We start from the raw sequence: 26,211 nt of genomic DNA, 5'->3' as shown, positions 1-26,211 counted from the left end.
CATCATAGATGAAGCCATCAAATTGCGCAATTTTTATACAATCATCATGACTGATTAAAGCGAAAAATCGGTAACAGGTAGTGCTGAGACTGTAAAACAATGGTCTCCAGCGTATCAGCATCCAGTTGTCGCCAAAGACGCTGATACCAGATGTCGTCGCCTTCACCCCGTACCATCATGTTGCCTTCATAGGCCTGCAGAAACTTACTGCGCGCTTTTTGCAACGTTGCATCGTCATCTAACATGGCATCATTTGCGGCGTCATAACAGGTTTTTATCCATGCACCGCCGCTTTCGGGCAACACCAGCAACGGTGACGACATGCCTTCCCGATACCCCTCAATGAGTTGCGACAGGTACAGTAACGCCTGTTCTGCATCCAGCGGCGGAAAACGCCATTCCCCGTCTTTACGCAGGAACAACCGGCTCTCTCCCGTACCGCCACTGGCACAATAGACAAGATGTTCCAGCCAAAGTTGCACACCTTGCGCAATGCTTATCAAAGATGGGCGCCAGCGCAACAAACCGTCCTCTTGTACCTGCGGCAGCCAACCGGTGATTTGCACGCCGTTACAGTTAAGGTCGATTTCCATACTCTGACAGGGCTGGCGACAGGCGATAATGCGTTCAGCCAGCGACTGCATCTCCTGACGCTGCGTATCCCACAGAATTTCGCCAAATGGCCCATAGGGTAGCGCGCCCGCCGCACGAAAACGGCGGAACAGCCGTTCAGCATCGTTCTCTTCAACCAGCGTATTAAGCAATTGCTGATTAAGCTGATAGCGGGTTAATCCTTCAAGGGTGAAAGGTTCCGTATCGGGGATCTCACTCTCTTCAGAGCGGAAATTAACCCTCAAACGCATCTGGAAAAAGGCGCGTACCGGATGAGCCCAAAATCGCTGCAGCGTTTCCAGCGTCAGCGTTTCGGGCATCTCAAAGGGAAGAGGCTGTACAAAATCCGTGTGCGCTTTTCCTGACAGACTCGCCGCAGGCAGCCATTCCCGGGCATAGCTTTGCTGTTCACCCGGTAGATAGTTTTGTGCATCAAAGGGCATACGGGTATGCAAACGGGTAACGTGCGCTTTTACCCGGGCCTCGCTTTGATCGCAGGTTAACGATTCATCGCCCGGCAGATAGTGGCTTTGCCCAATGTAGTCCATCAATTCCTGTACCAGAACCGACGGGAAGCGCTCGCTGTTGTCCTGAATGGATCGGCCAATGTAGCTGATATAGAGCGTTTGCTGTGCCGAAATCAATGCTTCGAGGAACAGATAGCGGTCATCATCGCGACGACTACGATCGCCCCGCATCGGTTTTTGGCTCATTAAATCAAAGCCCAGCGGCGCAAGCTGGCGCGGATAAACGCCATCGTTCATGCCCAGCAGGCACACCACCTTGAAAGGAATAGAACGCATCGGCATCAGCGTACAAATGTTGACGGGCCCCGCCAGGAAGCGCTGGCTGATGCGCTCCTGGTCAAGACGCTGGGCCAGCTCATCACGTAACAGAGAGAGCGGTACGGCCTCGCCATACTCGGCTCCCAAACCTTCAGTGATAATGGCCTGCCACTGCTGTTCAATCAGCGTCATCGCCGCTTCGGTATCCGCGTCCGGCAGGAAGAAATCATTAAGCATGTCCCGGCAAACAGGTAGCCATTCTTCCAGCGGTCGTTCCTGCGCTAACCCTCTACGCCAAAGATTGAGCTGCATCAGCAACGAGGCCAGATGCCCTACCAGCTCGGCAATCAATCCGCTGGACTCATCGTAAGGCAATACCGATTGCCACTCGCCCTGCGCGCTTTCCATCGCGTAGCCGAGCAGCATACGCGTTAAACCAAATTGCCAGGTATGCTGACCTGTAGGCGGAAGCTCCAGCTCACGCACGTTATCGTCGTCAATTCCCCAGCGAATACCGGATTCATTGACCCATAAGCGAAGATAGCGCAGCCCCTCTTCATCAATATTGAAACGCGCCGCCAGCACGGGAACATCCAGTAACGCCAGGACATCCTCTGAGACAAAACGGCTATCCGGCAGCGACAGCAGGCTAATAAAGGCCTGTAAGACGGGATGAGACTGGCGCGCCCGACGGTCGGAAATTGCGTAAGGTAAGTAACGCTCGGCTGGCGCGCTGCCAAAGACCGACTGAATGAATGGACTGTAGCTGTCGATATCCGCCACCATCACGATAATATCGCGCGGCGTCAGCGTTGGATCCGCTTCCAGCATTGCCAGCAAGCGGTCATGAAGAATTTCTACCTCGCGCTGTGGGCTATGGCAGACATGGAAAGTCACGCTGGTATCGTTCAGCTCAAGCCGGCGTTTATTGTCGCTCCGGGAATATTCTTCCAGCGTAACGCCCGCCACAGCATGACTTTCAAGCTCCAAAATATCCGATTGAATATTATGCAAAAGATTGTCAGGCGTAATATCGACGAACGCATCCAGCTCCTGACTATTCTCTAGCTCTGAAAGCAGGTAAATGTAATCGCGCCCCAGTTTGCCCCATGAGGCCAGCATCGGGTTGCCCACATCCTGTTCGCCATCGCTATTAAATAATCCTTCAGCTTTCTGACTGTCACGAAACAACGGCAGATGGCGTTCTTCAAAGCTGTGCCGACGCTGACGCGCCATCAGCTTCGCCAGCCAGGCGGGATCTTTTATATCCCCCCAGTAGTAGCGACAAGGGTTGGTAAACAGCAGATGAATATCAATGTGCTTACCCAGCGCCTGCAATGCCTGCAAATAAACCGGCGGCAGCGCCGAAATACCGCAAATAAAGACGCGAGAAGGCAGTCCCTGCGGGCACTCGGACGCACTTTCCAGGGTCTGAATAAAACGTTGGTATAAATTGGCACGATGCCAGCGCGGCTGGCCCAATTCCTCAGTGTATTCCACCAGCGCTTTCCACAACGGGGCCTGCCAGGCCTGAGACTCGCCAAGTCCGTCAACCAGTCGCCCGGCTTCCCACTGGGTCAACCAGTCAGGGCGGTAGACTAAATACTGGTCAAAAAGGTCAGCAGCGCGCGAGGAAAGCTGAAACAGCTTGCGCTTATCGGTGTCGTCCGTCAGATAGTGGCGCAGCAATGCGAAATCATCGCCATCCAGTAACTGCGGCAACAGCGTCATCAACTTCCAACTCATGCTCTGTTTGCTAAACGCGCTCTCTTTCGGGATATCCGGCAGCACGCGCACAAACATATCCCAGATAAAACTCGCAGGCAGCGGAAAATCGATGTTGGCGGCAATACTAAACTTCTGTGCAAGGGTCATTTGTAGCCACTGCGCCATGCCGGTACTTTGAACCAGGATCATCTCAGGTTCAAAGGGGTCGTCCAGCCGCTCGCGCTCAACGATAAATTCCATTAACGCTTCCAGCACATCCAGACGATTGGAGTGGTAGACCCTTAACATAGCGACTCCTGACTACTGACGATTCGGGCAATGCAGACGCGTCATCTGACCCTGCCTGCCCAGGGGTGAAGATATTTTAACGTTGATGCTGACACATCCCGCTCTCGTTGTCTGCATTCGGTTAATCTGCCAGTCCAAAGGTGATGAAAACTGATACAGCTGAGTTTGCTGCCAGGCATGACGCCAGAGTTGTTGGTACTGGTTTCTGATGATAAAGCTGCTCATTAGCGCCCGCTGGTATCCCGACAACGCGGTCACAATCATTATCATCAGTACCATTGCCAGCATCACTTCCGGCAGGCTAAAGCCACGCTGTCTGTTCAGGGGATCTGACATAACGCTACCGCCTTTAACGGGCAAAAATCGCTCCAGCCATGCGGCGAAAATTTGATATTGCCATCGATAACCGCTCCCTGACGCCATAGAGACACCCCTTCATAGTGAGCAATAAGCAGCACGAAATTATTAGTAAGCAGGCGCAGGCAAACCTCGGTATCCTGCATGGTATCGCGCCGACACTGTACGGCGGGTTGTATGCGCCAGGGCTGCATACGTCCCCATTCCATCGCGGATTGCACCGTCGCCTGACGCTGCAGCGCCTGGCTTTGCGTCACCACTCGTGAAGCAAAACTGGCCTCCTGTCTGCTAGCGCCTTGCAGCAGAAGACTTCCGAGCACCAGCAGCAACAGGACCATCGCCAGAGATGAAGCGCCTCTCTCGCGGTTCACAGGTTGAATCCCGTAACGCTGTACACGGCTTCAATAACCTTTTGTGGTTCGACATTGTTCACTCCGCGCAAACGCAGCGTTATGAGCGGGGAATACCCGCTGATATTCAGCCGTTCAACCTGAAATGCCTCAATCTGTATCGTGGCTGGATCGGTCATTTTCTCCCACCCTTTTCCATTACAGTCAGTTGCTCCCCGCAGGGTCTCCAGCACCTTGTCCTGTAAACGAAACCCGATAGCATCAGCCTCTTTAGCGGAACTGCTGTCCCAAACGCCGTTGCTATTAGCATCCCAGCGGGCAATAACACAGTCCCCCTTAGCCGATATCACCAGTCCCTCTCCGCCACAGTTTCCCCGGCAATACCCTGCCCGCTGAAGGTGCTTAGCCACGGTATAGACCCGCTGCCATATTTCATCTTCCAGCGCCAACTGGCTCGTATTGCGCAGAATCTCTCGCTGTAGCGCCGGTAAAAATTGCGCTGAGCTAAGCAGTAAAACGCTGCTAATCGCCATCGCAATGAGTACCTCCAGCAGTGAAAATCCCCGTTCCTTTACTGACATAACCGGGCCTCATCGCGTTCGCAAAGCCTGATTCGCCCCCAACCAGATACCACCACCCGCCATTCCCCTGCCGTATTTTTCAGGCGGATATGTCCGGCCCATGCCGTATTGCGCAGACCAAAAAAGGCCAGTGAAGGCGTTATCTCTGCCAACTCGACATCGTCCCAGAGCGGTGTAAACACCAAAGGTGAAGTGGGTTTGCACACATCTTGCGAAGCCGCAGAGCTGACAAAGCACCACGATGCGCCATCCCGAATCACGCTTATCACGTGATCGCGGTTACGCCAGTTAGCATCTTCACGCAGTTGCAGCAGGTAATCCCGGACCTGGCAGGCAGTTTGCCACAGGCGCTGTTGTTGCTGCCAGCGCTGCCAGCCATAAAGACCTGATGCGCCAAGCGCCGCGACGATCAGCATCGTAATCAGGGTTTCGAGAAGCGTGTAGCCATGTTGTTTTTTCATGCCGCCAGTATGGCGTGAGGAAAATGAATAACGAGCGGGAAATTCGGTTTCTACGGCGAGCTACGGAGAATATTTTTCGAGTTGCAGTCCATTGCAATAATTCAGGAATCTGCGCCGAAGAACGCGATTTTAGATAAAAAAAACCGACGCACACAGGCGTCGGTTGTGACAGCATGAAGCCGGTTAGATAGCCACTGGCGCTTTAATACCAGGATGCGGCTCGTAGCCTTCAATTTCGAAGTCTTCGAAGCGATAGTCAAAGATAGATTCAGGCTTACGTTTGATAACCAGCTTCGGCAGCGCGCGCGGTTCACGGCTAAGCTGCAGATGCGTTTGATCCATATGATTGCTGTACAGGTGCGTGTCGCCACCGGTCCAGACAAAATCACCCACTTCCAGATCGCACTGCTGCGCCATCATGTGCACCAACAGGGAGTAGCTGGCAATGTTAAACGGCAAGCCGAGGAACACATCGCACGAACGCTGATACAGCTGGCAGGAGAGCTTGCCATCCGCTACGTAAAACTGGAAGAACGCATGGCACGGCGCCAGCGCCATTTTATCCAGCTCGCCGACGTTCCATGCGGAAACGATGATACGGCGAGAGTCCGGGTCATTTTTGAGCTGGTTTAACACCGTGGTGATCTGGTCAATATGGCGTCCATCTGGCGTAGGCCACGCGCGCCATTGTTTGCCATAAACCGGGCCTAAATTACCGTTTTCATCCGCCCATTCGTCCCAGATTGAGACGTTGTTTTCATGCAGGTAGGCAACGTTGGTGTCGCCCTGCAAAAACCACAGCAGCTCATGAATGATCGAGCGTAAATGGCAGCGTTTAGTCGTAACCAGCGGGAACCCTTCCTGCAGATTAAAACGCATCTGATGACCAAAAATGGAAAGCGTTCCGGTTCCGGTACGGTCGTTTTTCTGTGTGCCTTCATCCAGCACTTTTTGCATCAGTTCTAAATACTGTTTCATGGTTCCTCAGGAAACGTGTTGCTGTGGGCTGCGGCGGTACGCCCAAACCATCATAATAATGCCTGCGACAATCATCGGGATAGAGAGGATCTGTCCCATGCTGATGTACTGTACCCAGGTGCCGGTAAACTGCGCATCCGGCTGGCGGAAGAATTCAACGATAATACGAAATGCGCCATAGCCAATCAGGAACAGACCGGATACCGAGCCCATCGGGCGCGGCTTGCGAATGTACAGGTTGAGAATGATAAACAGCACGACACCTTCGAGCGCCATCTCATAAAGCTGTGAGGCGTGGCGCGGCAGCGAGCCGTAGGTATCAAAAATAGACTGCCATTGCGGGTTAGTTTGCAGCAGTAAAATATCTTCGGTGCGAGAGCCCGGGAACAGCATGGAAAACTTGAAGTTCGGGTCAACGCGTCCCCACAGCTCACCGTTGATAAAGTTACCCAGACGCCCTGCGCCCAGACCAAACGGAATCAGCGGGGCGATGAAATCAGAAACCTGGAAGAACGAACGTTTGGTGCGTTTGGCGAAGATAATCATCACCAGGATCACACCAATAAGCCCACCGTGGAAGGACATCCCACCGTCCCAGACGCGGAACAGATACAGCGGGTTGTCGAGGAATAACGGGAAGTTATAGAACAGTACATAACCAATACGTCCACCAAGGAACACCCCAAGGAAGCCCGCATACAGTAAGTTTTCTACTTCATTTTTGGTCCAGCCACTGCCCGGACGATTCGCGCGGCGGGTCGCCAGCCACATCGCAAATATAAACCCCACCAAATACATTAAGCCGTACCAGTGAAGCGCAACGGGTCCGATTGAGAAAATGACCGGATCGAAATCCGGAAAATGCAGATAGCTACTGGTCATCTGTCACCACAAGTTCTTGTTATTTCGCTGAAGTCAGACAGCAATTGATAAGCGCGCCTGCATAATACAGGCGCTCCAAAGGTGCGAATGATAGCACAAGGGGATCGCAGCGGATGCCGGGAAGATGTAAAAGATCTGTATAGGTAATCTTCATCCCCCCGTAATGCCTGATGGTGCTACGCTTACCAGGCCTACAGGCTGATAACACGAAATTTGTCAGGCCTATAATCCCCCGCGAATCAATCCCCCCATGCCACGGCGCTCCATAAAGGCCGCTACCTGATGGCGTACTTCTGCCGCCATCTGCGCTTCCAGGCTGCGCTGTGCCAGCGTTTGCGCTTCATCAAAATCGATATGACGCAGCAGATATTTGACGCGAGCGACGGAACGACCGTTCATCGACAAATGACGAAAACCAAGGCCGATCAGAATAGCCACGCACATCGGGTCGCCCGCCATTTCACCGCACAGGCGCAAATCGATACCGCTTTTTTCGGCTTCCTGCGCAATCATCGCCAGCGCACGTAACATCCCCGGATGCAGGCTGTCATAAATGCTGGCTACCCGCGTATTGTTACGATCGACGGCCAGAATGTACTGGGTTAAATCGTTAGTTCCGACCGAGATAAAGTCTATCCGGTTTGTCAGATGCGGCAGCATGAATACCATCGACGGAACTTCCAGCATGATGCCAATGCGCGGTTTCGGGATCGCATAGCCGATCATCTCTTCCACTTCACGTCCGGCGCGTTCAATCAAACGTCGCGCTTCGTCCACTTCATCAATGCTGGTAACCATCGGCAGCAAAATGCTGAGGTTGCCTGTTGCCGCGTTGGCTCGCAGCATGGCGCGAACCTGGATCAAAAAGATCTCCGGCTGATCGAGCGTTATGCGGATCCCACGCCAGCCAAGGCACGGGTTCTCTTCACTGATCGGCATGTAGGGCAGTTGTTTATCGGCGCCGACATCCAGAGTACGCAGAGTTACCGGCTTGTCATTAAACATTTGCAGCATCCCCTGATACTGCGCAACCTGTTCTTCTTCCGAAGGAAAACCGCTTTGCAGCATGAACGGGATTTCAGTGCGGTACAGGCCAATGCCGTCGATTCGGCTACCCAGCTTTTCTTCATGTTCCGGGCTGAGACCCGCATTGAGCATCACCTTCACGCGCTCGCCGCTTTTCAACTGCGCGGGTTGGTTGACGTCGTCTTCCGCCAGGCGGCTCAGCTCAATTTCTTCACTGATAAGACGCTGGTATTCCTGGATCAACACCGGTTCCGGATCAACCAGCAGTTCACCGCGATAACCGTCCACCACCAACGTACGGCGATGCAGCACCGAAGGCTGGATATCGGCCCCCATGACGGTAGGGATACCCAGCGCACGAACCATAATTGCCGCATGGGAGTTGGCTGCGCCGTCCCGGACAACCACACCGACTAGCCGGTCCTGAGGAAGTTCCGCCAGCGTGGTCGCGGAAAGCTCATCCGCCACCAGCACAAAACGTTCCGGCCAGGCATTCGGCCCCTGAACAGAGTCGTCAAGATGGAACAGCAGACGCTGGCCCAGCGCACGTAAATCTCCGGCCCGCTCTTTGAGGTAGTTATCGCTCAGGGCGGCAAACTGTTCGGCAAACTTTTCGATGATCGTTTTCACGGCCCACTCGGCCACCGAACCGTTATCCACTTCCGCAAACAGCTCACGGCGCAGACGGGTATCGGAAAGCAGGTGTGAATAGAGATCAAAGATCGCCGCCGTTTCTTTCTGCGCCCCGGCGGTAAAGCGTTTGCTGTAGCGGCGAAATTCGTTCGCCGCCTCTTCCAGCGCACCGGTCAGTCGCTCGCGCTCAAGCACCGGGTCCAGCGTTGAAGCCTGATAGACCTGTTCCATCAGAGGCAGCGTCGCGTCCTGCCAGCCTTCGGCTATTGCCACACCGGGAGCGGCAGGCAATGCACGGATACGCGTTTGCCGGTATTGGCCAAATAGCGCGTTTAGCTGCGACTGCGAAAGAATAGCCGCCATTTGCGTGGCGAGCGTGACGAGGAAAGACTCTTCACTTTCATCGTACTGGCGCAATTCGCGCTGCTGTACCACCAGCACACCTAAAAGCTGGCGGCGCTGAATGATCGGCACGCCTAAGAACGCACGAAAGCGCTCTTCTTTTACCGAAGGAATGTATTTAAAGCTGGGATGTTTTTGCGCATCGGCGAGGTTGATAGGTTCCGCCAGCCTGCCAACCAGGCCAACGATACCTTCATCAAACGCGAGTGCGACAGTGCGACCACGCGGTTTTTTCAGTCCCCGGGTCGCCATGAGGTAATAACAACGTCGATCGTGATCGGCCAGATAAACCGAACAGACCTCTGTATCCATCGCAAGACAGATGTCGGTAACCAGAATATTCAGCGCTTCATTCAGACGCGGAGCACTGGCCACCTTTTCGACTATTTCGCGCAGGCGGGTGAGCATAATTTGCGTAGCTTAACCTCTTTTACGTCTGTACGCAGGTGCGCTTTGCGGCTTAGGAGTACTCTCCTGAAGCGCCATGACAACACTTGCGAATTCTTTCATCACCCTGCGATAGACATCGCGTTTAAATGACACCACCTGTCGAACCGGATACCAGTAACTCACCCAGCGCCAGCCGTCGAACTCAGGTGTACTGCTGGTTTGCATATTGATTTCAGCATCGCTGCTGACCAATTGCAGAAGAAACCATTTTTGTTTCTGGCCGATACAAACCGGCTTCGTGTCCCAACGCACCAAACGTTTCGGTAACTTGTAACGCAACCAGTTACGAGTAGAAGCAAGGATCCGTACATCTTTACGGCTAAGACCCACTTCTTCAAAGAGTTCCCGGTACATCGCCTGCTCTGCTGTCTCTCCTGCATTTATCCCACCTTGCGGGAATTGCCAGGAGTGCTGACCAAATCGCCGGGCCCACATGACCTGCCCCTGGCGGTTACAAATTACTATCCCTACATTCGGGCGGTAGCCATCGTCATCAATCACCGGACTACCTCAACATAAACCTTATATACAAACGATTGTTTCACACTCCTGAGGGGCGGTAAACCACTCTGTTAAGGGTGCGATATTCTAATAACAATTGAATAACTCACAGCTAAGGGCCGAGTTATAAACAGAATAAGGGCAAGCAAGGCGATTTTATTCACCTTTTCTGTGGATATAGTTGTGAAGAAGTACGGAATTACTATGGGAAAACCCAGAACAGTCCGAATAAGACATTCGTCACATATTAAAAATAGTCTTATGGATTCATAAAGTTAAAACCGATCAGTGCAAATAAACACTTAGAAATGTGACGTGTATCACGCACACGATCTTCAGGCTGATGAAAGATCGACCAGCGTTGGTTTTATCCACAGATTATGCCAATAAGTTAGGCACAATTTGTGTGAAAATTCGATTTTCGTCGCACGTCAAGGCTGTAAATTGAAACAGTAGTGGGGCTTTTTCACAGTTATCCCATCTTTCTGTGGATAACATGGTGTAAGATCCTGTTCATTGTCAGTGACCAGAATTGGAAAACCTACTTCGCTGTTGCGCAACTCTGCACACGTGAATCTAAAAACCAATATAAATCATAGAATTGAATAAAGCATGTGGAAAAAGATAAACTCTGTCCACACGGTATAAAATCATTGCTCATTTTTTCACCTAAGGGTTAACCCGATGCCTGAACTCCGTCCGTTGCTTTCTCCCCCTGAATCTGAAGCCCAGTTGCTAAGCCAGGCGCGGCTACTTTCGGGCTACGCGTTAGGAGAATTAGCGGCAATGGCGGGAATCGTGGCGCCTAAGGATCTCAAGCGCGATAAAGGCTGGATTGGCGTGCTACTGGAAATCTGGCTCGGTGCCAGCGCGGGCAGTAAACCAGAGCAGGATTTTGCGGCACTAGGCGTGGAGCTGAAAACGATCCCTGTGGACAGTCTTGGCAGACCGCTGGAAACCACCTTTGTGTGTGTGGCGCCGTTAACCGGTAATACTGGCGTCACCTGGGAAACCAGCCATGTGCGGCACAAACTTAAACGCGTTCTGTGGATCCCGGTGGAAGGCGAACGCAGCATCCCGCTGGCTGAGCGTCGCGTCGGCTCTCCCCTGCTGTGGAGCCCGAATGAAGAAGAAGACCAGCAGTTGCGTCTGGACTGGGAAGAGTTGATGGACATGATAGTGTTAGGCCATGTCGAACGCATCACCGCTCGCCATGGGGAAGTACTGCAGCTGCGTCCTAAAGCAGCCAACGCCCGAGCGCTAACCGAGGCCATTGGCGCTCATGGCGAACCCATCCTCACCCTGCCACGCGGCTTTTACTTGAAAAAGAACTTCACCCGCGCATTGCTTGAGCGACATTTCTTGTTCCAGGCGCAATAGGCACCGTCCGACCTTTCACCCGCCGCGTTACGGGCCTATAATTACCGCTTCTTTTTTTTGGCAGGACTTTGTTCGATGTTATTTGCATGGATAACCGATCCTAACGCCTGGCTTGCGCTCGGTACGCTGACGCTGCTGGAGATCGTTCTTGGGATCGACAATATTATTTTCCTCTCTCTGGTTGTAGCCAAACTCCCGACAGCGCAACGTAATCATGCCCGACGCATTGGGCTTGCAGCGGCGATGATCATGCGTCTGGCACTGCTGGCTTCTATCGCCTGGGTAACGCGGCTGACAAACCCGCTATTCGAACTGTTTGGCGAGGCGATATCAGCGCGCGACCTGATCCTTCTGCTGGGGGGATTGTTCCTTATCTGGAAAGCCAGTAAGGAGATCCACGAATCCATTGAAGGCGAGGAAGAGGGACTGAAAACCCGCGTATCTTCTTTCCTGGGCGCGATTGTGCAGATCATGTTGTTAGACATTATCTTCAGTCTGGATTCCGTGATTACTGCGGTTGGCTTGTCCGATCATCTGTTTATTATGATGGCGGCGGTGGTGATTGCCGTAGGCGTGATGATGTTTGCCGCGCGCCCAATTGGCGAGTTTGTCGATCGCCATCCTTCGGTAAAAATGCTGGCGCTCTCGTTCCTGATTTTGGTCGGTTTTACGCTAATTCTGGAAAGTTTCGACGTCCACGTTCCGAAAGGATATATCTATTTCGCCATGTTCTTCTCTATCGCAGTAGAGACCCTGAACCTGTGGCGTAATAAAAAAAATCCGCTCTGAGGAAACCCATCGCTCCCTGCAAGGGGAGCGAATGCCGGCCACACCTACCCCTTCTCACAGTTTAAGATTTTACTGCTTTCACCATGCACAACTTCGCGTTATTACTAAACTATTGTCAGACGCAGGCCATGTGAGGATAAGCAGATGAAAAAATGGGCAGTTTTGATTTCCGCCGTAGGACTGGCTTTTGCCGTTTCCGGATGCAGCAGCGATTATGTAATGGCAACAAAAGATGGTCGAATGATCCTGACCGATGGAAAACCAGAAATTGACGATGATACCGGTCTGGTGAGCTATCACGACCAGCAGGGCAATGCGATGCAGATTAACCGCGATGATGTGTCTCAAATCATTGAACGCTGATGGTTGAGGTCAGCAGCGCGCTGGCCTTAACAATTTTACTTCCCTTTTTCGCTTCCCTCAGCCATTTTTATAATCCTTATGTCGTGATTATAAAAAGGAAACGGCTATGCAATATCACCGTATACCCCACAGCTCGCTGGAAGTCAGTACACTGGGGCTGGGCACAATGACGTTTGGTGAACAAAACAGCGAAGCCGACGCACATGCACAGCTCGATTATGCCGTAGCACAGGGCATAAATTTAATCGACGTTGCCGAGATGTATCCGGTACCGCCGCGTCCTGAAACCCAGGGGCTCACCGAAACCTACGTAGGTAACTGGCTCGCCAAACACGGCAGCCGCGAAAAACTAATCGTTGCTTCTAAGGTCAGCGGCCCATCACGTAACAACGACAGCGGCATTCGCCCGAATCAGGCGCTGGATCGTAAAAATATTCGTGAAGCGCTGCATGACAGCCTGAAAAGACTGCAAACCGATTACCTGGATCTGTATCAGGTTCACTGGCCGCAGCGCCCGACCAACTGCTTTGGTAAGTTAGGCTACAGCTGGACGGACTCCGCGCCGGTCGTTTCCCTGCTGGATACGCTGGACGCGCTGGCAGAATTTCAGCGGGCGGGGAAAATTCGCTATATCGGCGTGTCCAATGAAACCGCCTTTGGCGTGATGCGCTATCTTCACCTGGCGGACAAACACGATCTGCCGCGCATCGCCACCATCCAGAACCCCTACAGCCTGCTGAACCGCAGCTTTGAGGTTGGACTGGCGGAAGTGAGCCAGTATGAAGGGGTTGAACTGCTGGCCTACTCTTGCCTGGGCTTCGGTACGTTAACCGGTAAATACCTGAACGGCGCGAAACCTGCCGGTGCACGTAATACGCTGTTTAGCCGTTTCACGCGCTACAGCGGCGAGCAAACGCAAAAAGCCGTCGCGGCCTATGTGGATATCGCGAAACGCCATAATCTGGATCCTGCGCAAATGGCGCTGGCATTCGTGCGTCGTCAGCCGTTTGTCGCCAGCACGTTGCTGGGTGCCACGACGATGGAGCAGTTAAAAACCAACGTTGAAAGCCTGCATCTGGAGTTGAGCGAAGAAGTACTGGCGGAGATTGAAGCGGTGCATCAGGTGTATACCTATCCTGCACCGTAACGGTTAGCGCCTGATGGCGCTATGCTTATCAGGCCTACAGACAGCGTTCCCTGTAGGCCGGATAAGGCAACGCAGCCATCCGGCAACAGCACGTAACAGACTAATGGCGGCGCTGCCAAATCCACAGCGCCGCAATCGCCAGCGCAAACAGCGCACCAAATCCAATACCAATCGCAACTGCCGGGATCCCCACCAGCACCGCCAGTGAGTAAATACCCAGCATCAGCAGCATCGCACTGTTTTCGCCGAGGTTTTGCACCGCTATCGCATTACCCGCACCGACGCTTTTCTTGCCCCGCTCCTGCAGCAACGCATTCAGCGGCACCACAAAGAAGCCACCAGACACGCCGATAAGCATCAGCAACGCGTAGGCCGGAAGCAGCGAATGTTGAAGAGAGAAAATCAGCACCACAATGCCAATCAGGATCCCCGCCGGCATACAGCGCGACACGGTTTCCAGCGTCACCAGCTTCGCTGCCGCACCCGCGCCTACCACAATCCCAATCGCTACCATGGCATTGAGATAGGTCGGCGTGGCGTTATCGGTGATACCGAGCGCCACCGGGACCCACAGCACCAGCAGAAAACGCAGCGTGACGCCCGCGCCCCAAAAAAGGCTGGTTCCGACCAACGAGAAACGTGTTTCACCGTTGCGCCATAGCGAAGAGGCGGCACAGAAGAAACTGCGCGTCATTTTCCCCAGATGCCAGGACTGACCAGGGCGAGCCGCGGCCAGTTTCGGAATATACAGGTTAGCCACTACCGCGCCAGCATAAGCCAGCGCACAGGCAGAAAGCGCGGCAATCACGTGCCAGTCGGCCAGTACGCCGCCGGCGACAGAACCGAGCAAAATCGCGGCAATGGTGGAGGCTTCCATCAGGCCGTTGGCCTTCACCAGTTTGTCACCGGTAGTCAGTTCACCGAGAATGCCATACTTGGCCGGTGAATACGCCGCCGCGCCGATCCCCACCAGCGTATACCCGAGAAAGGGATTAATGCCGAAGCAAATACTCGCCGCACCCAACAGTTTCAGGGCGTTCGCAAACATCATCACTCTGCCTTTGGCAAAGCTATCCGCCACCTGTCCAACAAACGGCGCAAACAGGATGTAAGCGCCCACAAACACCATTTGCAGGATTGGCTGGCTCCAGTCCGGATAAAATTGTTCCTTCAGCAGCGCCAGCGTGGCGAACAGCAGCGCGTTATCGCCAAACGCCGACAGAAACTGCGCGGCGATAACGGACATCATCCCTTTGGACCAGATTGAAGTGTTAGTGTGCACTGACTCACTCATGTTGTTTTTCCGGCTCATCGACCCAGCTTTTCAGCGTAACAAAATCCGGCTTACCGCTGCCGAGTAATGGGAGTTGCTTCAGGTGGCGAATATCACGCGGTACGGCAAGTTCAGGTACGCCGTGCGCCCGCGCATACTGTTGTAGTTTTTCACGCGTGAGGTCGGTGTCGGTAGTAAACAGCACCAGCGCCTCACCTTTGCTGGTATCACTCTTGATCGCCGTGGCGTGCATTTTGTCTGCAGATACCGCCAACGCCAGTTGCTCAACCATTTCCAGAGACACCATCTCTCCGGCAATTTTAGCGAAACGCTTGGCACGCCCCTGAATCTGTACAAAGCCGTTTTCATCAAAGCGCACGATGTCGCCGGTGTCATACCAGCCGCGCTCAATCTCACCTTGCGCATTCTCTGCCGTCGGCACTTCCAGCACACCGGGTTTTTCAACGCGTAAATAGCCGCTCATAATATTAGGGCCTTTCAGTTGTAAACGCCCACCGTCCTCAATACCCGGAACGGCTAACAGTCGGGCATCCATGCCAGGCAAGATGCGCCCTACCGTTCCCGGTTTTGCCGCCATTGGTACGTTGATCGACACCACCGGCGCACATTCCGTCACGCCATAGCCTTCAAGGACGCGCAGGCCAAATTTCTCCTGCCACAGCTGCTTTGTGCTGTCCTGCAGTTTTTCCGCGCCCGCCACCACATAGCGCAGGCGGTGGAAATCGTACGGATGCGCGAAACGCGCGTAGTTGCCAAGGAACGTAGACGTACCAAACAACACGGTGCAGTTCCGGTCATATACCAGCTCTGGCACAATGCGGTAATGCAGCGGGCTGGGATAAAGGAACACTTCTGCGCCAGTCAGCAGCGGCGTGAATAATCCCACCGTCAGGCCAAAGGAGTGGAACAGCGGCAGCGCCGACATAAAGCGGTCATCAGCGGTGAAATCGGCAATCGTTTTAATCTGCTCAACGTTCGCCAGAATGCTCTTGTGGCTATGGACCACGCCTTTCGGATGGCCTTCCGAACCGGAGGTAAAGAGGATCACCGCGGCTTCTTCCGGCTGCTGCTTAACTTGCGCCAGATGCGGTGCCAGCAGATGTGAGAAAATCCACAGCTTATCGCTAAATGTCACATCAGCTTTTAAGTCCTCCAGATAAACCCAGCGCACCTGGGTGAGCTGTTCTGGTAAATGCCAGAGTTTGCCTTTTTCGAGAAACTGTCTGGATGTGAAGATCGTTTTGATTTCGGAGGCAGTAATGGCGCTGGTTAACCCTTTCACGCCCGCGGTGTAGTTCATCATGGCCGGAATGCGTCGACGCGCAATGGCGCCAAAAATGACCGCGGCGCTGATGCCCGCGTTTGGCAGCATCAGGCCAATTTTTTCACCTTCGACACTGTATTTTTCCAAAATACGGGCCACAAAGAGCGTCTTCGTGAGCAGCTTGCGGTAGCTGTCCGGGGTAAAGTTGATATCTTCAATGCAGTTTTTGCCTGCGCCAAAACGGTATTTTGCCGCCAGCAGCGACTCGTATAGCGTTTCACGCGGACGCACCGCCATGCGCGCTTCCATCATAATTTGATGCAGCATTTCACCAGCAATTTTGCGGCGATCGCGAGCACGCGGCGCTTCCGGCATCGGCATGTGGGTCGGCGGCAGAATATGCAGTTGGATACGCGGGAAGAATCGCTGTTTAACCCGACCTTTCAGGCGGCTAAAGCGGGAAAGCTCTGCGCCCTCAATACGGACAGGAACGACCGTCGCCCCCGACTTAGCGGCGACAAACCCCGCGCCGTCATAAATTTTCATTAACGAACCGGTGGTAGAAATACGTCCTTCCGGGAAAATAACCACCGGACGCCCCTGCTCGACCAGACGAACCAGATGTTTAATCGACATTGGTTTGGTTGGGTCTAACGGCACGAAATCAATCAGCGGGGTTAGCCAGCGCATATACCATTGCTGGCTGATCGAGGTGTAAACGGCGAAGACGGGACGAATTGGTAAAAATAGCGCCAGCAGGATGCCGTCTATAAATGAGACATGGTTGGGAGTGATTAGAACGCGTTCTCCCTGTAGCGCGTTAACATCGCCCGTGACGCGAACGCGGAAAAGCACGCGAAACAGATTACGAAAAAAGCCAAATAGCATCTCAACTCCCTGTGCCATTAATTACATAAACATTAATGGTGGGAGAGTATACGAGTTGGGGAACAGGCGCGACAGGTAACTGGTAAATACAATCCGAAAAAAAACCTGCGCATCCGCGCAGGTCGGTGCAAGAGACAGGTACGAAGTGCGTACCGAATAATCTCACCAATCAATACCTCTGGGATCTTGATTGTGGTCGTCAGACACCAGATACGCCAGCGCGAAAACGCAAAGGAATGAACCCAAATGCAACGAGTTGTGTAAATTATCGGTTACTGTTACAGATAGGCTGAAGATAAAAAAAAACCTGCGCATCTGCGCAGGCTGGTGTAATTCTAGTGATCAACCCGAAAGTTGATTTCACCTATCAATACCTCTGGGATCCCAACTCTAGCAATCCGCTCAGTTCTCCCACCAGCGAACAATCGCAACAGCGCATCGCAAAGTGTAAGCAAAAATTAGCATTTTCTATTTTCTGTCTTACTTCGCTCGTGCGCGCTCACATTTGCGACGTCCTGACGGGCAATCTGCTTGAACAGCCAGCCATTTTCCGTAACACTGACGGAATGTAAGCGTTTACCCACAACAGGTACTATCATGGCGACCATAAAGGATGTAGCCCGACTAGCTGGTGTTTCAGTCGCCACCGTTTCTCGAGTGATCAATGATTCCCCCAAAGCCAGCGAAGCATCGCGTCTGGCCGTAACGAGTGCAATGGAATCACTCAGCTACCACCCCAATGCCAACGCGCGTGCGCTGGCGCAACAATCCACAGAAACCATCGGCCTGGTGGTCGGTGATGTGTCCGATCCATTCTTTGGGGCAATGGTTAAAGCTGTCGAGCAGGTGGCCTATAACACCGGAAATTTTTTGCTGATTGGCAACGGCTACCATAATGAACAGAAGGAACGTCAGGCGATTGAACAGCTCATTCGTCATCGCTGCGCGGCGCTTGTTGTCCATGCCAAAATAATCCCGGATGCCGAACTGGCTTCGTTAATGAAGCAAATCCCCGGCATGGTCTTGATTAACCGAATTCTGCCGGGATTCGAACAGCGCTGCGTTGCCCTCGATGACCGTTTCGGCGCGTGGCTCGCTACCCGACACCTCATTCAACAAGGCCATACGCGCATTGGCTATCTGTGCTCCAATCACACGATTTCGGATGCGGAAGATCGTCTGCAAGGTTATTACGACGCGCTGAATGAGAGCAACATACCGGTCAGCGATCGACTGGTGACCTTCGGCGAACCGGATGAAAGCGGCGGTGAACAGGCGATGACCGAGTTACTTGGCCGTGGTAAAAACTTCACTGCGGTAGCCTGCTATAACGACTCAATGGCGGCTGGCGCCATGGGCGTATTGAATGATAACGGCATTGATGTGCCGGGAGAAATCTCGCTGATTGGCTTTGATGATGTACTGGTTTCCCGCTACGTGCGCCCACGTCTGACCACGGTACGCTATCCCATCGTGACGATGGCAACCCAGGCCGCCGAACTGGCACTCGCGCTGGCGGAGAAGCGCCCCGTGCCTGAAATCACCCACGTTTTTAACCCGACTCTGGTGCGTCGCCATTCCGTTTCGACGCTGACGGAGCCAGGGAATTCATCATCAAACGATTAACCAGGATAGCGTTATGACTACGATGTTGGACGTTTCACGGCACGCAGGTGTCTCAAAAGCGACCGTTTCGCGCGTACTGAATGGCACGGGTCAGGTAAAAGAGAGCACGCGCCAGAAAGTGTTTAAGGCCATGCAGGCACTTGATTATCGGCCCAATTTTTTAGCGCGCTCTTTGGCAAACCGCACCAGCAACAGCATTGGTCTGGTCGTTTCGACATTTGATGGATTCTACTTCGGCCGCCTGCTGCAACAGGCCTCGCGCCAGACGGAGTCTCACGGCAAACAGTTGATCGTCACCGACGGACACGACACGCCGGAGCGTGAACAGGAAGCCGTACAAATGCTGGCCGACAGGCAGTGCGACGCCATTATTCTCTATACCCGCTATATGAGTGAAAAGGCGATAATGTCGCTGATGAACAGCATTGCTATGCCCCTGTTGGTCATCAACCGTGATGTCAGTCAGGCCCGCGATCGCGCCATTTTCTTTGAACAAGAAGATGCAGCATATCAGGCGGTCAATTATCTGATCTCTCAGGGACACAGCGATATTGCTTGTATCACCGTGCCTGGCCATACGCCTACCGGTAAATCCCGCCTGATGGGATATCGTAAGGCGTTGGAAAAAAACGGTATTCCCTGGGATCCTGACAAGGTCAAATACGGCGACTCCACGATGACGCGAGGCTATGAAGCCTGTCGTGAACTGCTGGCGGAAGGGGTGAAATTCAGCGCTCTGTTCGCCTGTAACGATGACATGGCATTAGGCGCATCAAAAGCGTTACATCAGGCCGGACTAAGGATCCCAGCGGACGTCTCATTATTTGGTTTTGATGATGCGCCCAGCGCCAAATGGCTGGAGCCGGGGCTGTCTACCGTTTATCTGCCGATTGATACCATGATAACCACGGCAATCGACCAGGCTATCCGGCTGGCTAACGGCGAGAGCGTAGAGCCGATCCCACCGTTTACCGGTAAACTGGTGTTGCGGGAATCGGTGACAACGGGGCCGTATTACGAATAGTGCCGGATGGCGCAAGCGCCTTATCCGGCCAGTTAATTTCGTAGGCCGGATAAGCGTAGCGCCATCCGGCGTTTCACAACGCTATATTCAGATTAACTCCAGCGCCAGTAGCTCATCAATGGTCTGGCGACGGCGAATCAGTCGCGCCACGCCTTTATCAAACAAGACCTCCGGCAGCAGCGGGCGGCTATTGTAATTTGACGACATTGACGCGCCGTACGCCCCGGTATCATGCAAGACCAGATAATCTCCCGACACCACCGCAGGCAACAGACGGGTTTCTACATTCCCACCTTCCTGCTGGGTAAACACGTCGCCGGATTCACACAGCGGCCCCGCCACCACGGTTTCAATCTGCTGCGCGTTTTCCAGCGAGCGGCCATCACCCGCCAGCGCGGAGATATGGTGATAGCTGCCATACATCGCCGGGCGCATCAGATCGTTGAATCCCGCGTCGATCAGCACAAAGTGACGGCTGCCCATCTCTTTTACGCTGCGCACCTGCGCCACTAACACGCCAGCTTCTGCGACCAGAAAACGACCAGGCTCTATCTCAAGTGCGACCGGGTGGCCCAGGTGTTTAGCGATCTGCTCACGCGCGGCATTCCACAGGCCGAAGTAATGATCGGTGTCGATCGCCTCTTCCCCTTCACGATACGGGATTGATAAACCACCGCCCGCGGAGATAGCCTCCAGATCCTGACCAAATTCAACCACCTGGCGCACCATCGCGCCGCACACCTGCTCCAGATGGCCGTAGTCTACGCCGGAGCCAATGTGCATATGAATCCCCACCAGCTTTAACTTATAGCGCTGGATCACTTCCAGCGCCGCCGGTAGATCGCTGTACCAGATACCATGTTTGCTGTTTTCACCGCCGGTATTTGTTTTCTGACTGTGCCCATGCCCAAAGCCAGGGTTTACGCGTAGCCACACGCGATGGCCCGGCGAGACCTGACCCAGTTGTTCCAGCATATCCACCGACCCGGCATTTACCGGAATGCTCAATTCATGCACCCGCGCGAGCGTCGCTTCATCAATCATATCGGCGGTAAAGACTATCTCATCTTTCCCAGGTACAAAGCCTGCCGCCAGCGCACGTTCAATTTCGCCAAGCGAGACGGAATCAACCTTCACGCCCTGCTCGCGCATCAGACGCAAAATATGAATATTCGAACATGCCTTCTGAGCAAAACGCACCACGTCAAACTGACTCAGCTTAGCAATCTGGGCGCGAATAATCTGCGCATCATAGACCCACACCGGGCAGCCGAATTCGGCAGGCAAGCGCAGCAGGTTGTCGGCGGTCAGGTCAGTGTCTGTGTTGTTGAGTGGACGTGGCATGGTGTGCTCCGGTATTGGCTTTTTTATGATTACGCCACAACCCGAAAAGAATAAAAAATATCGTTTTATCGTGAGTCTATGCAAAAATGATATGGATTGGTTCATTCGAGGATTGCCCATGCCCGCCGTTAACCTGCGTCACATTGAAATCTTTCACGCTGTGATGACGGCGGGAAACCTGACGGAAGCCGCGAGGATGCTCAATACCTCACAGCCTACCGTCAGCCGCGAGTTAGCGCGCTTCGAGCAAGTTCTGGGGCTAAAGCTGTTTGAGCGCAGCCGTGGGCGCTTGCATCCAACGGTACAGGGATTACGTTTATTTGAAGAGGTGCAACGTTCGTGGTATGGCCTGGACAGAATAGTGAGCGCCGCCGAAAGCCTGCGCGAATTCCGTCAGGGCGAACTGTCGATCGTCTGCCTGCCAGTATTCTCACAGTCTTTTTTACCGCCGCTGCTGCAGCCATTTCTCGCGCGTTATCCGCAGGTCAATATTCAGATAGTGCCGCAGGAGTCACCGCTGCTGGAAGAGTGGCTGTCGGCACAGCGCCACGATCTGGGGTTAACGGAAACGCTGCATACACCTGCCGGAACGAAACGCACCGAATTGCTGGCGCTGGATGAGGTGTGCGTACTGCCGCAAGGGCATCCGCTGACCCGCAAAGCGGTATTAACACCGCAGGATTTCCAGGGAGAGAACTACATCAGCCTGTCACGAACCGACAGTTACCGTCAGCTACTGGACACCCTGTTTAATGAACATCAGGTGAAGCGCCGCATGGTGATTGAAACCCATAGCGCCGCTTCAATTTGTGCGATGGTGCGGGCGGGCGTTGGGATCTCGGTGGTAAACCCGCTGACCGCGCTGGATTACGCCAGCAGCGGAGTCGTTATCCGCCGCTTCAGTATTTCGGTGCCGTTCACGGTCAGTCTGATTCACCCGCTTCATCGCCCCGCCTCGGCGCTGGTTGATGCTTTTACTGCACATCTGCAAGCCCATCTGCCGAGACTTATCGAACCGCTGGAGGCTATTTTGCATCCACAGTCGAAAGCATAAATGCCACCGCATCTTGCGCATGGATTGCCGCAGTGTCGAAAACAGGTAGTGGGCTTAGCTCTGCCGGAACCAGCAGACCAATCTCGGTACAGCCAAAGATAACCCCTTGCGCACCCTGTTTAGCCAACTGGTCAATCACGCTCAGGTAATAGTCACGAGAGGCTTCGCTGAACACACCGAGGCACAGCTCGTCGAAAATAATCTGGTTTATTTTCTGGCGGTCATCAGCTTCAGGAATAAGCGTGCTAATGCCAAATTCAGTCTGTAAACGCCCACGATAAAAATCCTGCTCCATGGTGTAGCGCGTACCCAGTAGCGCCACGTTGCTCATCTGCTGCTTTTGTATAGCCCGACCCGTTGCGTCGGCAATATGCAGGAACGGCACATCACAGGCGCTTTCAATCGCCTCAGCAACTTTGTGCATGGTATTTGTACACAGCACAATCCCTTGCGCTCCAGCTTGCTGAAGCCCTGTGGCGGCCTGCGCGAGGATCTCCCCGGCCCGCTGCCAGTCACCGCTTGACTGACAAACTTCAATCTCGTGAAAATCTACGCTGTGCAACAGAATCTGTGCCGAATGCAGACCACCCAGATGCTGTTTTACCCCTTCATTAATGAGCCGATAATAAGGAATAGTGGATTCCCAGCTCATACCGCCTAACAGACCGATCGTTTTCATCATTTCCCCTGACTCGTTGTTGTCTCTCCAGTGAACCAAAGATGTGATCAACTTTCCACATCTGTTGGCGTGCATTTCTTTTTTTTATTTTCTGATATAGGTTTAATGAAACATCGTTTTAATTAATAACAGGAAGGCCGGATGTTTATTTTTCATAAAGAGACTACGCTTGACGATCTGGGCAATGGCGTTACCCGGCGCATTCTCGCTCACGACGGTAAAATGATGGCGGTTGAGGTGAACTTCGAGCAAGGCGCGATAGGCCCGATGCACAATCATCCGCATGAGCAGCTGACTTACGTGTTGTCCGGTGAGTTTGAATTTACCATCGGCGAAGAAAAGCATGTCGTCAGGGCAGGCGATACCCTGTATAAACAGCCGAACATTATGCATGGCTGCGTTTGTTTAAAACCGGGAACGTTGCTGGATACCTTTACGCCCATACGCGAAGATTTTCTGCACGGGTAATTTCGCTGTTCTCAAGCCGTGCTACTGACCGGTTTGAGAACACGCTAAAATGCGTACTCAGTTCCCTAAAAATGTATACGTTACAAGGTGAGGCATTTTCCCTCGATACCAATTCGCATAAGCGTTAATCACCCGATGCGTCTCGCCATGTGGGCGATTACAGTCACGTTATCTTAATTAACGGTGACGGATCGCCATGACAAAAATGACAACATCCACTCCACATGACGCAGTCTTCAAACAGTTCTTGTACCATCCTGATACCGCAAGAGATTTTCTGGATATCTATCTTCCATCAACCTTGCGGGAGCTATGTGATCTGCAAACACTAAAACTGGAATCAGGCAGTTTTATTGAGGATAGCCTGCGAGCCAGCTACTCCGACGTACTGTGGTCATTAAAAACAAATGAAGGCGATGGATATATCTATGTTGTTATCGAGCATCAGAGTTCGCCAGACGCTCACATGGCATTTCGGCTAATGCGCTATGCAATGGCCGCAATGCAACGCCATCTGGATGCTGGCCATAAAACATTACCTTTGGTGATACCGATGCTGTTTTATCATGGCGCACTCAGCCCCTACCCCTTTTCACTCTGCTGGCTGGATGAGTTTGACGACCCCATAGTGGCACGACAGCTATACTCAGCAACATTTCCGCTGGTAGATATCACCGTAATACCCGATGACGAAATCATGCAACATCGCCGTATAGCACTGCTGGAATTGATGCAAAAACATATCCGCAAGCGTGATTTAATGGGATTAGTGGAACAACTGGTCTCGTTGCTGGCTACGGGATACGCTAATGACAGCCAGCTCAAAACGCTATTTAATTACATGATGCAGTTTGGAAATACGCCTCACATAGATAAATTTATCCGTGAAGTCGCTCAGCGGGTACCACAGCAAAAGGAAAGTCTGATGACTATTGCGGAAGTATTGCAACAAGAAGCCAAACAACAAGAAGCGTTACGCATTGCCCAGATGATGTTAGCGAATGGTATTAGTCATGAAATTATACTAAAGATAACCGGGCTGTCTGCTAAGGATCTCCTCGCCAGGCAGGCTGCTCCACACTGAAATAAGTAGTTATGAGAGCCCGATAATCAGTTGTTCTATCGGGCTCCCTGCTCACTTACACCCCAATATCTCTTAACTTCTCACCCGCCATCAGCTTGCGTTCGATATGCTCCAGCGTGACATTTTTGGTTTCAGGAACAAGCCAGAAGGTAATCCCGATAAACGCGACGTTCAGCGCGGTATAAAGCCAGAACGTACCGGCTGCGCCAATGCTGTCGAGCAGCGTCAGGAACGTTGCGCCAATAATCATGTTCGATACCCAGTTGGTGGTTGTGGAGCAGGTAATACCAAAATCGCGGCATTTCAGCGGCTGAATTTCCGAACACAGGATCCACACTACCGGCGCGGCGCTCATCGCATAGCCTGCAATACACATCATCGTCATGCCAACTGACAGCCAGGATAGTCCATTGGAAGCCGTGCCGTTATCAAACTGCATCAGGCAATAACCAAGCACCAGCGTCCCGAGGGCCATCACGCTGAAACCAATTTTCAGCGCCGGTTTACGTCCTGCTTTGTCGACCGTGAAAACGGCGATAAAGGTGGCAAACATAAACGTTAAGCCGACCACCAGCGTGGCAATCATTTGCTGCTCTGTGGTGGTAAAGCCCGCCATTTTAAAAATTCGCGGCGCGTAATACATGATGATGTTCATCCCGGTAAATTGTTGCATCGCCTGCAGCAACATCCCGAGGAAAACCGCGCGACGCACGTTGCGGTTAATTTTAAACAGCGCCCAACCGCCCTGCTTCAGCTTCAGACTTTCACGGATTTCGTTCAGCTCATCGCGGGCCTTTTCTGACGTATCGCGCAGCATACGCAGTACTTCTTCGGCTTCGATGTGGCGACCTTTTTCCGCCAGCCAGCGCGGGCTGTTGGGCAGGAAAACAACCAGGATGATCAGTAACACCGCCGGGAGCGCCAGCACGCCCAGCATAGCGCGCCAGTTACCGCTGTAGCTGAATGCCGTATCGGACAAAAAGGCCAGTACGATACCAAGCGTTACCATCAGTTGATACATACTGATCATTTTGCCACGCACGTTCTCACTGGCCATTTCGGAGAGATAGAGCGGTGCGGTGTAAGACGCGATCCCCACCGCAACGCCCAGCACCACGCGGGCAAAAATGAGCATTTCTACGCTGGAGGCGAAGGCCGACCCCAGAGATCCGACGACGAAAAGGATCGCGCCCGCCATCAGACTGTATTTACGTCCCAGGCGGAATGACAGCCAACCGTTAAACAGCGCACCCATTGCCGCACCCAGCATCATGCTGCTCACCACCCACTCCTGCAGACGGCTGGTCAGGACAAAATGATCGGTGATAAAAGGCAACGCGCCGGCTATCACGCCAATATCCAGGCCGAATAACAACCCTGCGACAGCCGCAGAGATAGATACAAACATATTCATACGTCGCGTATCGCGCGCAGTGCGCGGCGCTAAAGCAGCATCATTATTTATTGAGACCATTTTTTCCTGCCAGATACAGAATAACCATGTCATTGAAAGTAAGGGATCCCTTACAGGAAGCGTCAGGCGGGAAACGGCAAAAACATGGATTAAATAGCTACACCACATCGTTATGTGATGGATATTCCAATTTTAAAATTTAATGACAATCACTCAATTAAATTTAATCTATTGATATTAATGAATATTAAAAATCAAGAATCCATAAATATGGAAATGAATATGGAATAATTTATAACCACAATATGGATTTTAATGATCAAAATGTAAAAAAAACCCTGCCAGAGGGCAGGGTTTGA

The 26,211-nt window shown here is 52.8% G+C and carries 23 protein-coding genes; 9 read left to right on the top strand and 14 right to left on the bottom strand.

The window, feature by feature from the left end; genetic code table 11:
- Positions 1-44 precede the first annotated feature (44 nt).
- The 9 genes from recC to rppH all read right to left on the bottom strand — a co-directional run bounded on the left by recC (position 45) and on the right by rppH (position 10,034).
- The gene (recC, locus tag OGV77_RS13335; protein WP_043017430.1) at positions 45-3,413 is read right to left on the bottom strand and encodes an exodeoxyribonuclease V subunit gamma; all 3,369 of its coding nucleotides are present in this window, start codon (positions 3,411-3,413) and stop codon (positions 45-47) included.
- Between the two features lie 12 nt (positions 3,414-3,425).
- A complete protein-coding gene (locus tag OGV77_RS13330; protein ID WP_286502742.1) occupies positions 3,426-3,749 on the bottom strand; it encodes a prepilin-type N-terminal cleavage/methylation domain-containing protein in 324 nt (107 codons plus the stop codon).
- Positions 3,734-4,141 carry a DUF2509 family protein gene (locus OGV77_RS13325; protein ID WP_043017432.1) on the bottom strand — a complete coding sequence of 136 codons (408 nt, stop codon included), beginning with the start codon at positions 4,139-4,141 and terminating at the stop codon, positions 3,734-3,736. The genes OGV77_RS13330 and OGV77_RS13325 overlap by 16 nt, the downstream gene beginning before the upstream one ends.
- Positions 4,138-4,701, bottom strand: coding sequence for a prepilin peptidase-dependent protein (locus tag OGV77_RS13320; RefSeq protein ID WP_043017433.1), 564 nt, complete (start codon positions 4,699-4,701; stop codon positions 4,138-4,140). Before OGV77_RS13320 ends, OGV77_RS13325 begins: the two co-directional genes overlap by 4 nt.
- The gene (locus OGV77_RS13315) at positions 4,692-5,162 is read right to left on the bottom strand and encodes a prepilin peptidase-dependent protein (RefSeq protein WP_043017434.1); all 471 of its coding nucleotides are present in this window, start codon (positions 5,160-5,162) and stop codon (positions 4,692-4,694) included. Before OGV77_RS13315 ends, OGV77_RS13320 begins: the two co-directional genes overlap by 10 nt.
- Positions 5,163-5,345: 183 nt before the next feature.
- Entirely contained in the window at positions 5,346-6,140 is a 795-nt protein-coding gene (gene thyA / locus OGV77_RS13310) for a thymidylate synthase (protein WP_043017435.1), read from the bottom strand.
- A gap of 6 nt (positions 6,141-6,146) precedes the next feature.
- A complete protein-coding gene (gene lgt / locus OGV77_RS13305; protein ID WP_043017436.1) occupies positions 6,147-7,022 on the bottom strand; it encodes a prolipoprotein diacylglyceryl transferase in 876 nt (291 codons plus the stop codon).
- A gap of 222 nt (positions 7,023-7,244) precedes the next feature.
- Entirely contained in the window at positions 7,245-9,491 is a 2,247-nt protein-coding gene (gene ptsP / locus OGV77_RS13300) for a phosphoenolpyruvate--protein phosphotransferase (protein ID WP_043017437.1), read from the bottom strand.
- Positions 9,492-9,503: 12 nt separating this feature from the next.
- Positions 9,504-10,034: an RNA pyrophosphohydrolase gene (gene rppH / locus OGV77_RS13295; RefSeq protein ID WP_003825602.1), complete on the bottom strand. Its 531-nt coding sequence runs from the start codon at positions 10,032-10,034 to the stop codon at positions 9,504-9,506.
- A 684-nt stretch (positions 10,035-10,718) separates the two neighbouring features.
- Between rppH and mutH the strand changes: the two genes are divergently transcribed.
- The 4 genes from mutH (at position 10,719) to OGV77_RS13275 (ending at position 13,713) form a co-directional block, all read left to right on the top strand.
- Positions 10,719-11,414 carry a DNA mismatch repair endonuclease MutH gene (gene mutH, locus OGV77_RS13290; protein WP_043017438.1) on the top strand — a complete coding sequence of 232 codons (696 nt, stop codon included), beginning with the start codon at positions 10,719-10,721 and terminating at the stop codon, positions 11,412-11,414.
- Positions 11,415-11,489: 75 nt separating this feature from the next.
- Complete coding sequence (locus OGV77_RS13285; RefSeq protein ID WP_003033961.1) at positions 11,490-12,203, top strand: TerC family protein; 714 nt, start codon at positions 11,490-11,492, stop codon at positions 12,201-12,203.
- Between the two features lie 144 nt (positions 12,204-12,347).
- The gene (gene ygdR, locus OGV77_RS13280; RefSeq protein WP_000758660.1) at positions 12,348-12,566 is read left to right on the top strand and encodes a lipoprotein YgdR; all 219 of its coding nucleotides are present in this window, start codon (positions 12,348-12,350) and stop codon (positions 12,564-12,566) included.
- A gap of 106 nt (positions 12,567-12,672) precedes the next feature.
- Positions 12,673-13,713 (top strand): NADP(H)-dependent aldo-keto reductase, encoded by a 1,041-nt coding sequence (locus OGV77_RS13275; RefSeq protein WP_003033954.1) that lies wholly within the window; start codon positions 12,673-12,675, stop codon positions 13,711-13,713.
- Between the two features lie 100 nt (positions 13,714-13,813).
- Here the strand turns inward: OGV77_RS13275 and lplT are convergent, their stop codons facing one another.
- Both lplT and aas read right to left on the bottom strand, forming a co-directional pair.
- On the bottom strand, positions 13,814-15,007 hold the full coding sequence (gene lplT, locus OGV77_RS13270; RefSeq protein WP_075145678.1) for a lysophospholipid transporter LplT: 1,194 nt from the start codon (positions 15,005-15,007) through the stop codon (positions 13,814-13,816).
- Entirely contained in the window at positions 15,000-17,159 is a 2,160-nt protein-coding gene (gene aas / locus OGV77_RS13265) for a bifunctional acyl-ACP--phospholipid O-acyltransferase/long-chain-fatty-acid--ACP ligase (protein WP_087051232.1), read from the bottom strand. Before aas ends, lplT begins: the two co-directional genes overlap by 8 nt.
- 597 nt (positions 17,160-17,756) lie before the next feature.
- Here aas and galR point away from each other — a divergent pair.
- A complete protein-coding gene (gene galR / locus OGV77_RS13260) occupies positions 17,757-18,785 on the top strand; it encodes an HTH-type transcriptional regulator GalR (RefSeq protein ID WP_043017443.1) in 1,029 nt (342 codons plus the stop codon).
- A gap of 13 nt (positions 18,786-18,798) precedes the next feature.
- Positions 18,799-19,809 carry a LacI family DNA-binding transcriptional regulator gene (locus tag OGV77_RS13255; protein ID WP_043017444.1) on the top strand — a complete coding sequence of 337 codons (1,011 nt, stop codon included), beginning with the start codon at positions 18,799-18,801 and terminating at the stop codon, positions 19,807-19,809.
- Between the two features lie 87 nt (positions 19,810-19,896).
- Here the strand turns inward: OGV77_RS13255 and lysA are convergent, their stop codons facing one another.
- Complete coding sequence (gene lysA, locus OGV77_RS13250) at positions 19,897-21,153, bottom strand: diaminopimelate decarboxylase (protein WP_043017445.1); 1,257 nt, start codon at positions 21,151-21,153, stop codon at positions 19,897-19,899.
- Between the two features lie 118 nt (positions 21,154-21,271).
- Here lysA and OGV77_RS13245 point away from each other — a divergent pair, with 118 nt between their 5' ends.
- Positions 21,272-22,207 carry a LysR family transcriptional regulator gene (locus tag OGV77_RS13245; protein WP_043017982.1) on the top strand — a complete coding sequence of 312 codons (936 nt, stop codon included), beginning with the start codon at positions 21,272-21,274 and terminating at the stop codon, positions 22,205-22,207.
- Here OGV77_RS13245 and OGV77_RS13240 read toward each other — a convergent pair.
- Positions 22,179-22,886 carry an aspartate/glutamate racemase gene (locus OGV77_RS13240; RefSeq protein ID WP_043017446.1) on the bottom strand — a complete coding sequence of 236 codons (708 nt, stop codon included), beginning with the start codon at positions 22,884-22,886 and terminating at the stop codon, positions 22,179-22,181. The two genes, OGV77_RS13245 and OGV77_RS13240, sit on opposite strands and share 29 nt — an antisense overlap.
- A 141-nt stretch (positions 22,887-23,027) precedes the next feature.
- Between OGV77_RS13240 and OGV77_RS13235 the strand changes: the two genes are divergently transcribed.
- On the top strand, positions 23,028-23,354 hold the full coding sequence (locus tag OGV77_RS13235) for a cupin domain-containing protein (protein ID WP_043017447.1): 327 nt from the start codon (positions 23,028-23,030) through the stop codon (positions 23,352-23,354).
- 196 nt (positions 23,355-23,550) lie between these two features.
- Entirely contained in the window at positions 23,551-24,438 is an 888-nt protein-coding gene (locus OGV77_RS13230; protein WP_043017448.1) for an Rpn family recombination-promoting nuclease/putative transposase, read from the top strand.
- Positions 24,439-24,493: 55 nt separating this feature from the next.
- On the opposite strand, the gene araE is transcribed toward OGV77_RS13230, so the two are convergent.
- Entirely contained in the window at positions 24,494-25,912 is a 1,419-nt protein-coding gene (gene araE / locus OGV77_RS13225; protein ID WP_043017983.1) for an arabinose-proton symporter AraE, read from the bottom strand.
- Positions 25,913-26,211: the final 299 nt, after the last annotated feature.

The organism is Citrobacter sp. Ce129 (assembly GCF_030334545.1).
In the GTDB taxonomy this organism is placed as follows: Bacteria; Pseudomonadota; Gammaproteobacteria; order Enterobacterales; family Enterobacteriaceae; genus Citrobacter; species Citrobacter europaeus.
The sequence above is the reverse complement of the archived record's forward strand: the minus strand, read 5'-3'. Positions and strand labels throughout refer to the sequence as shown.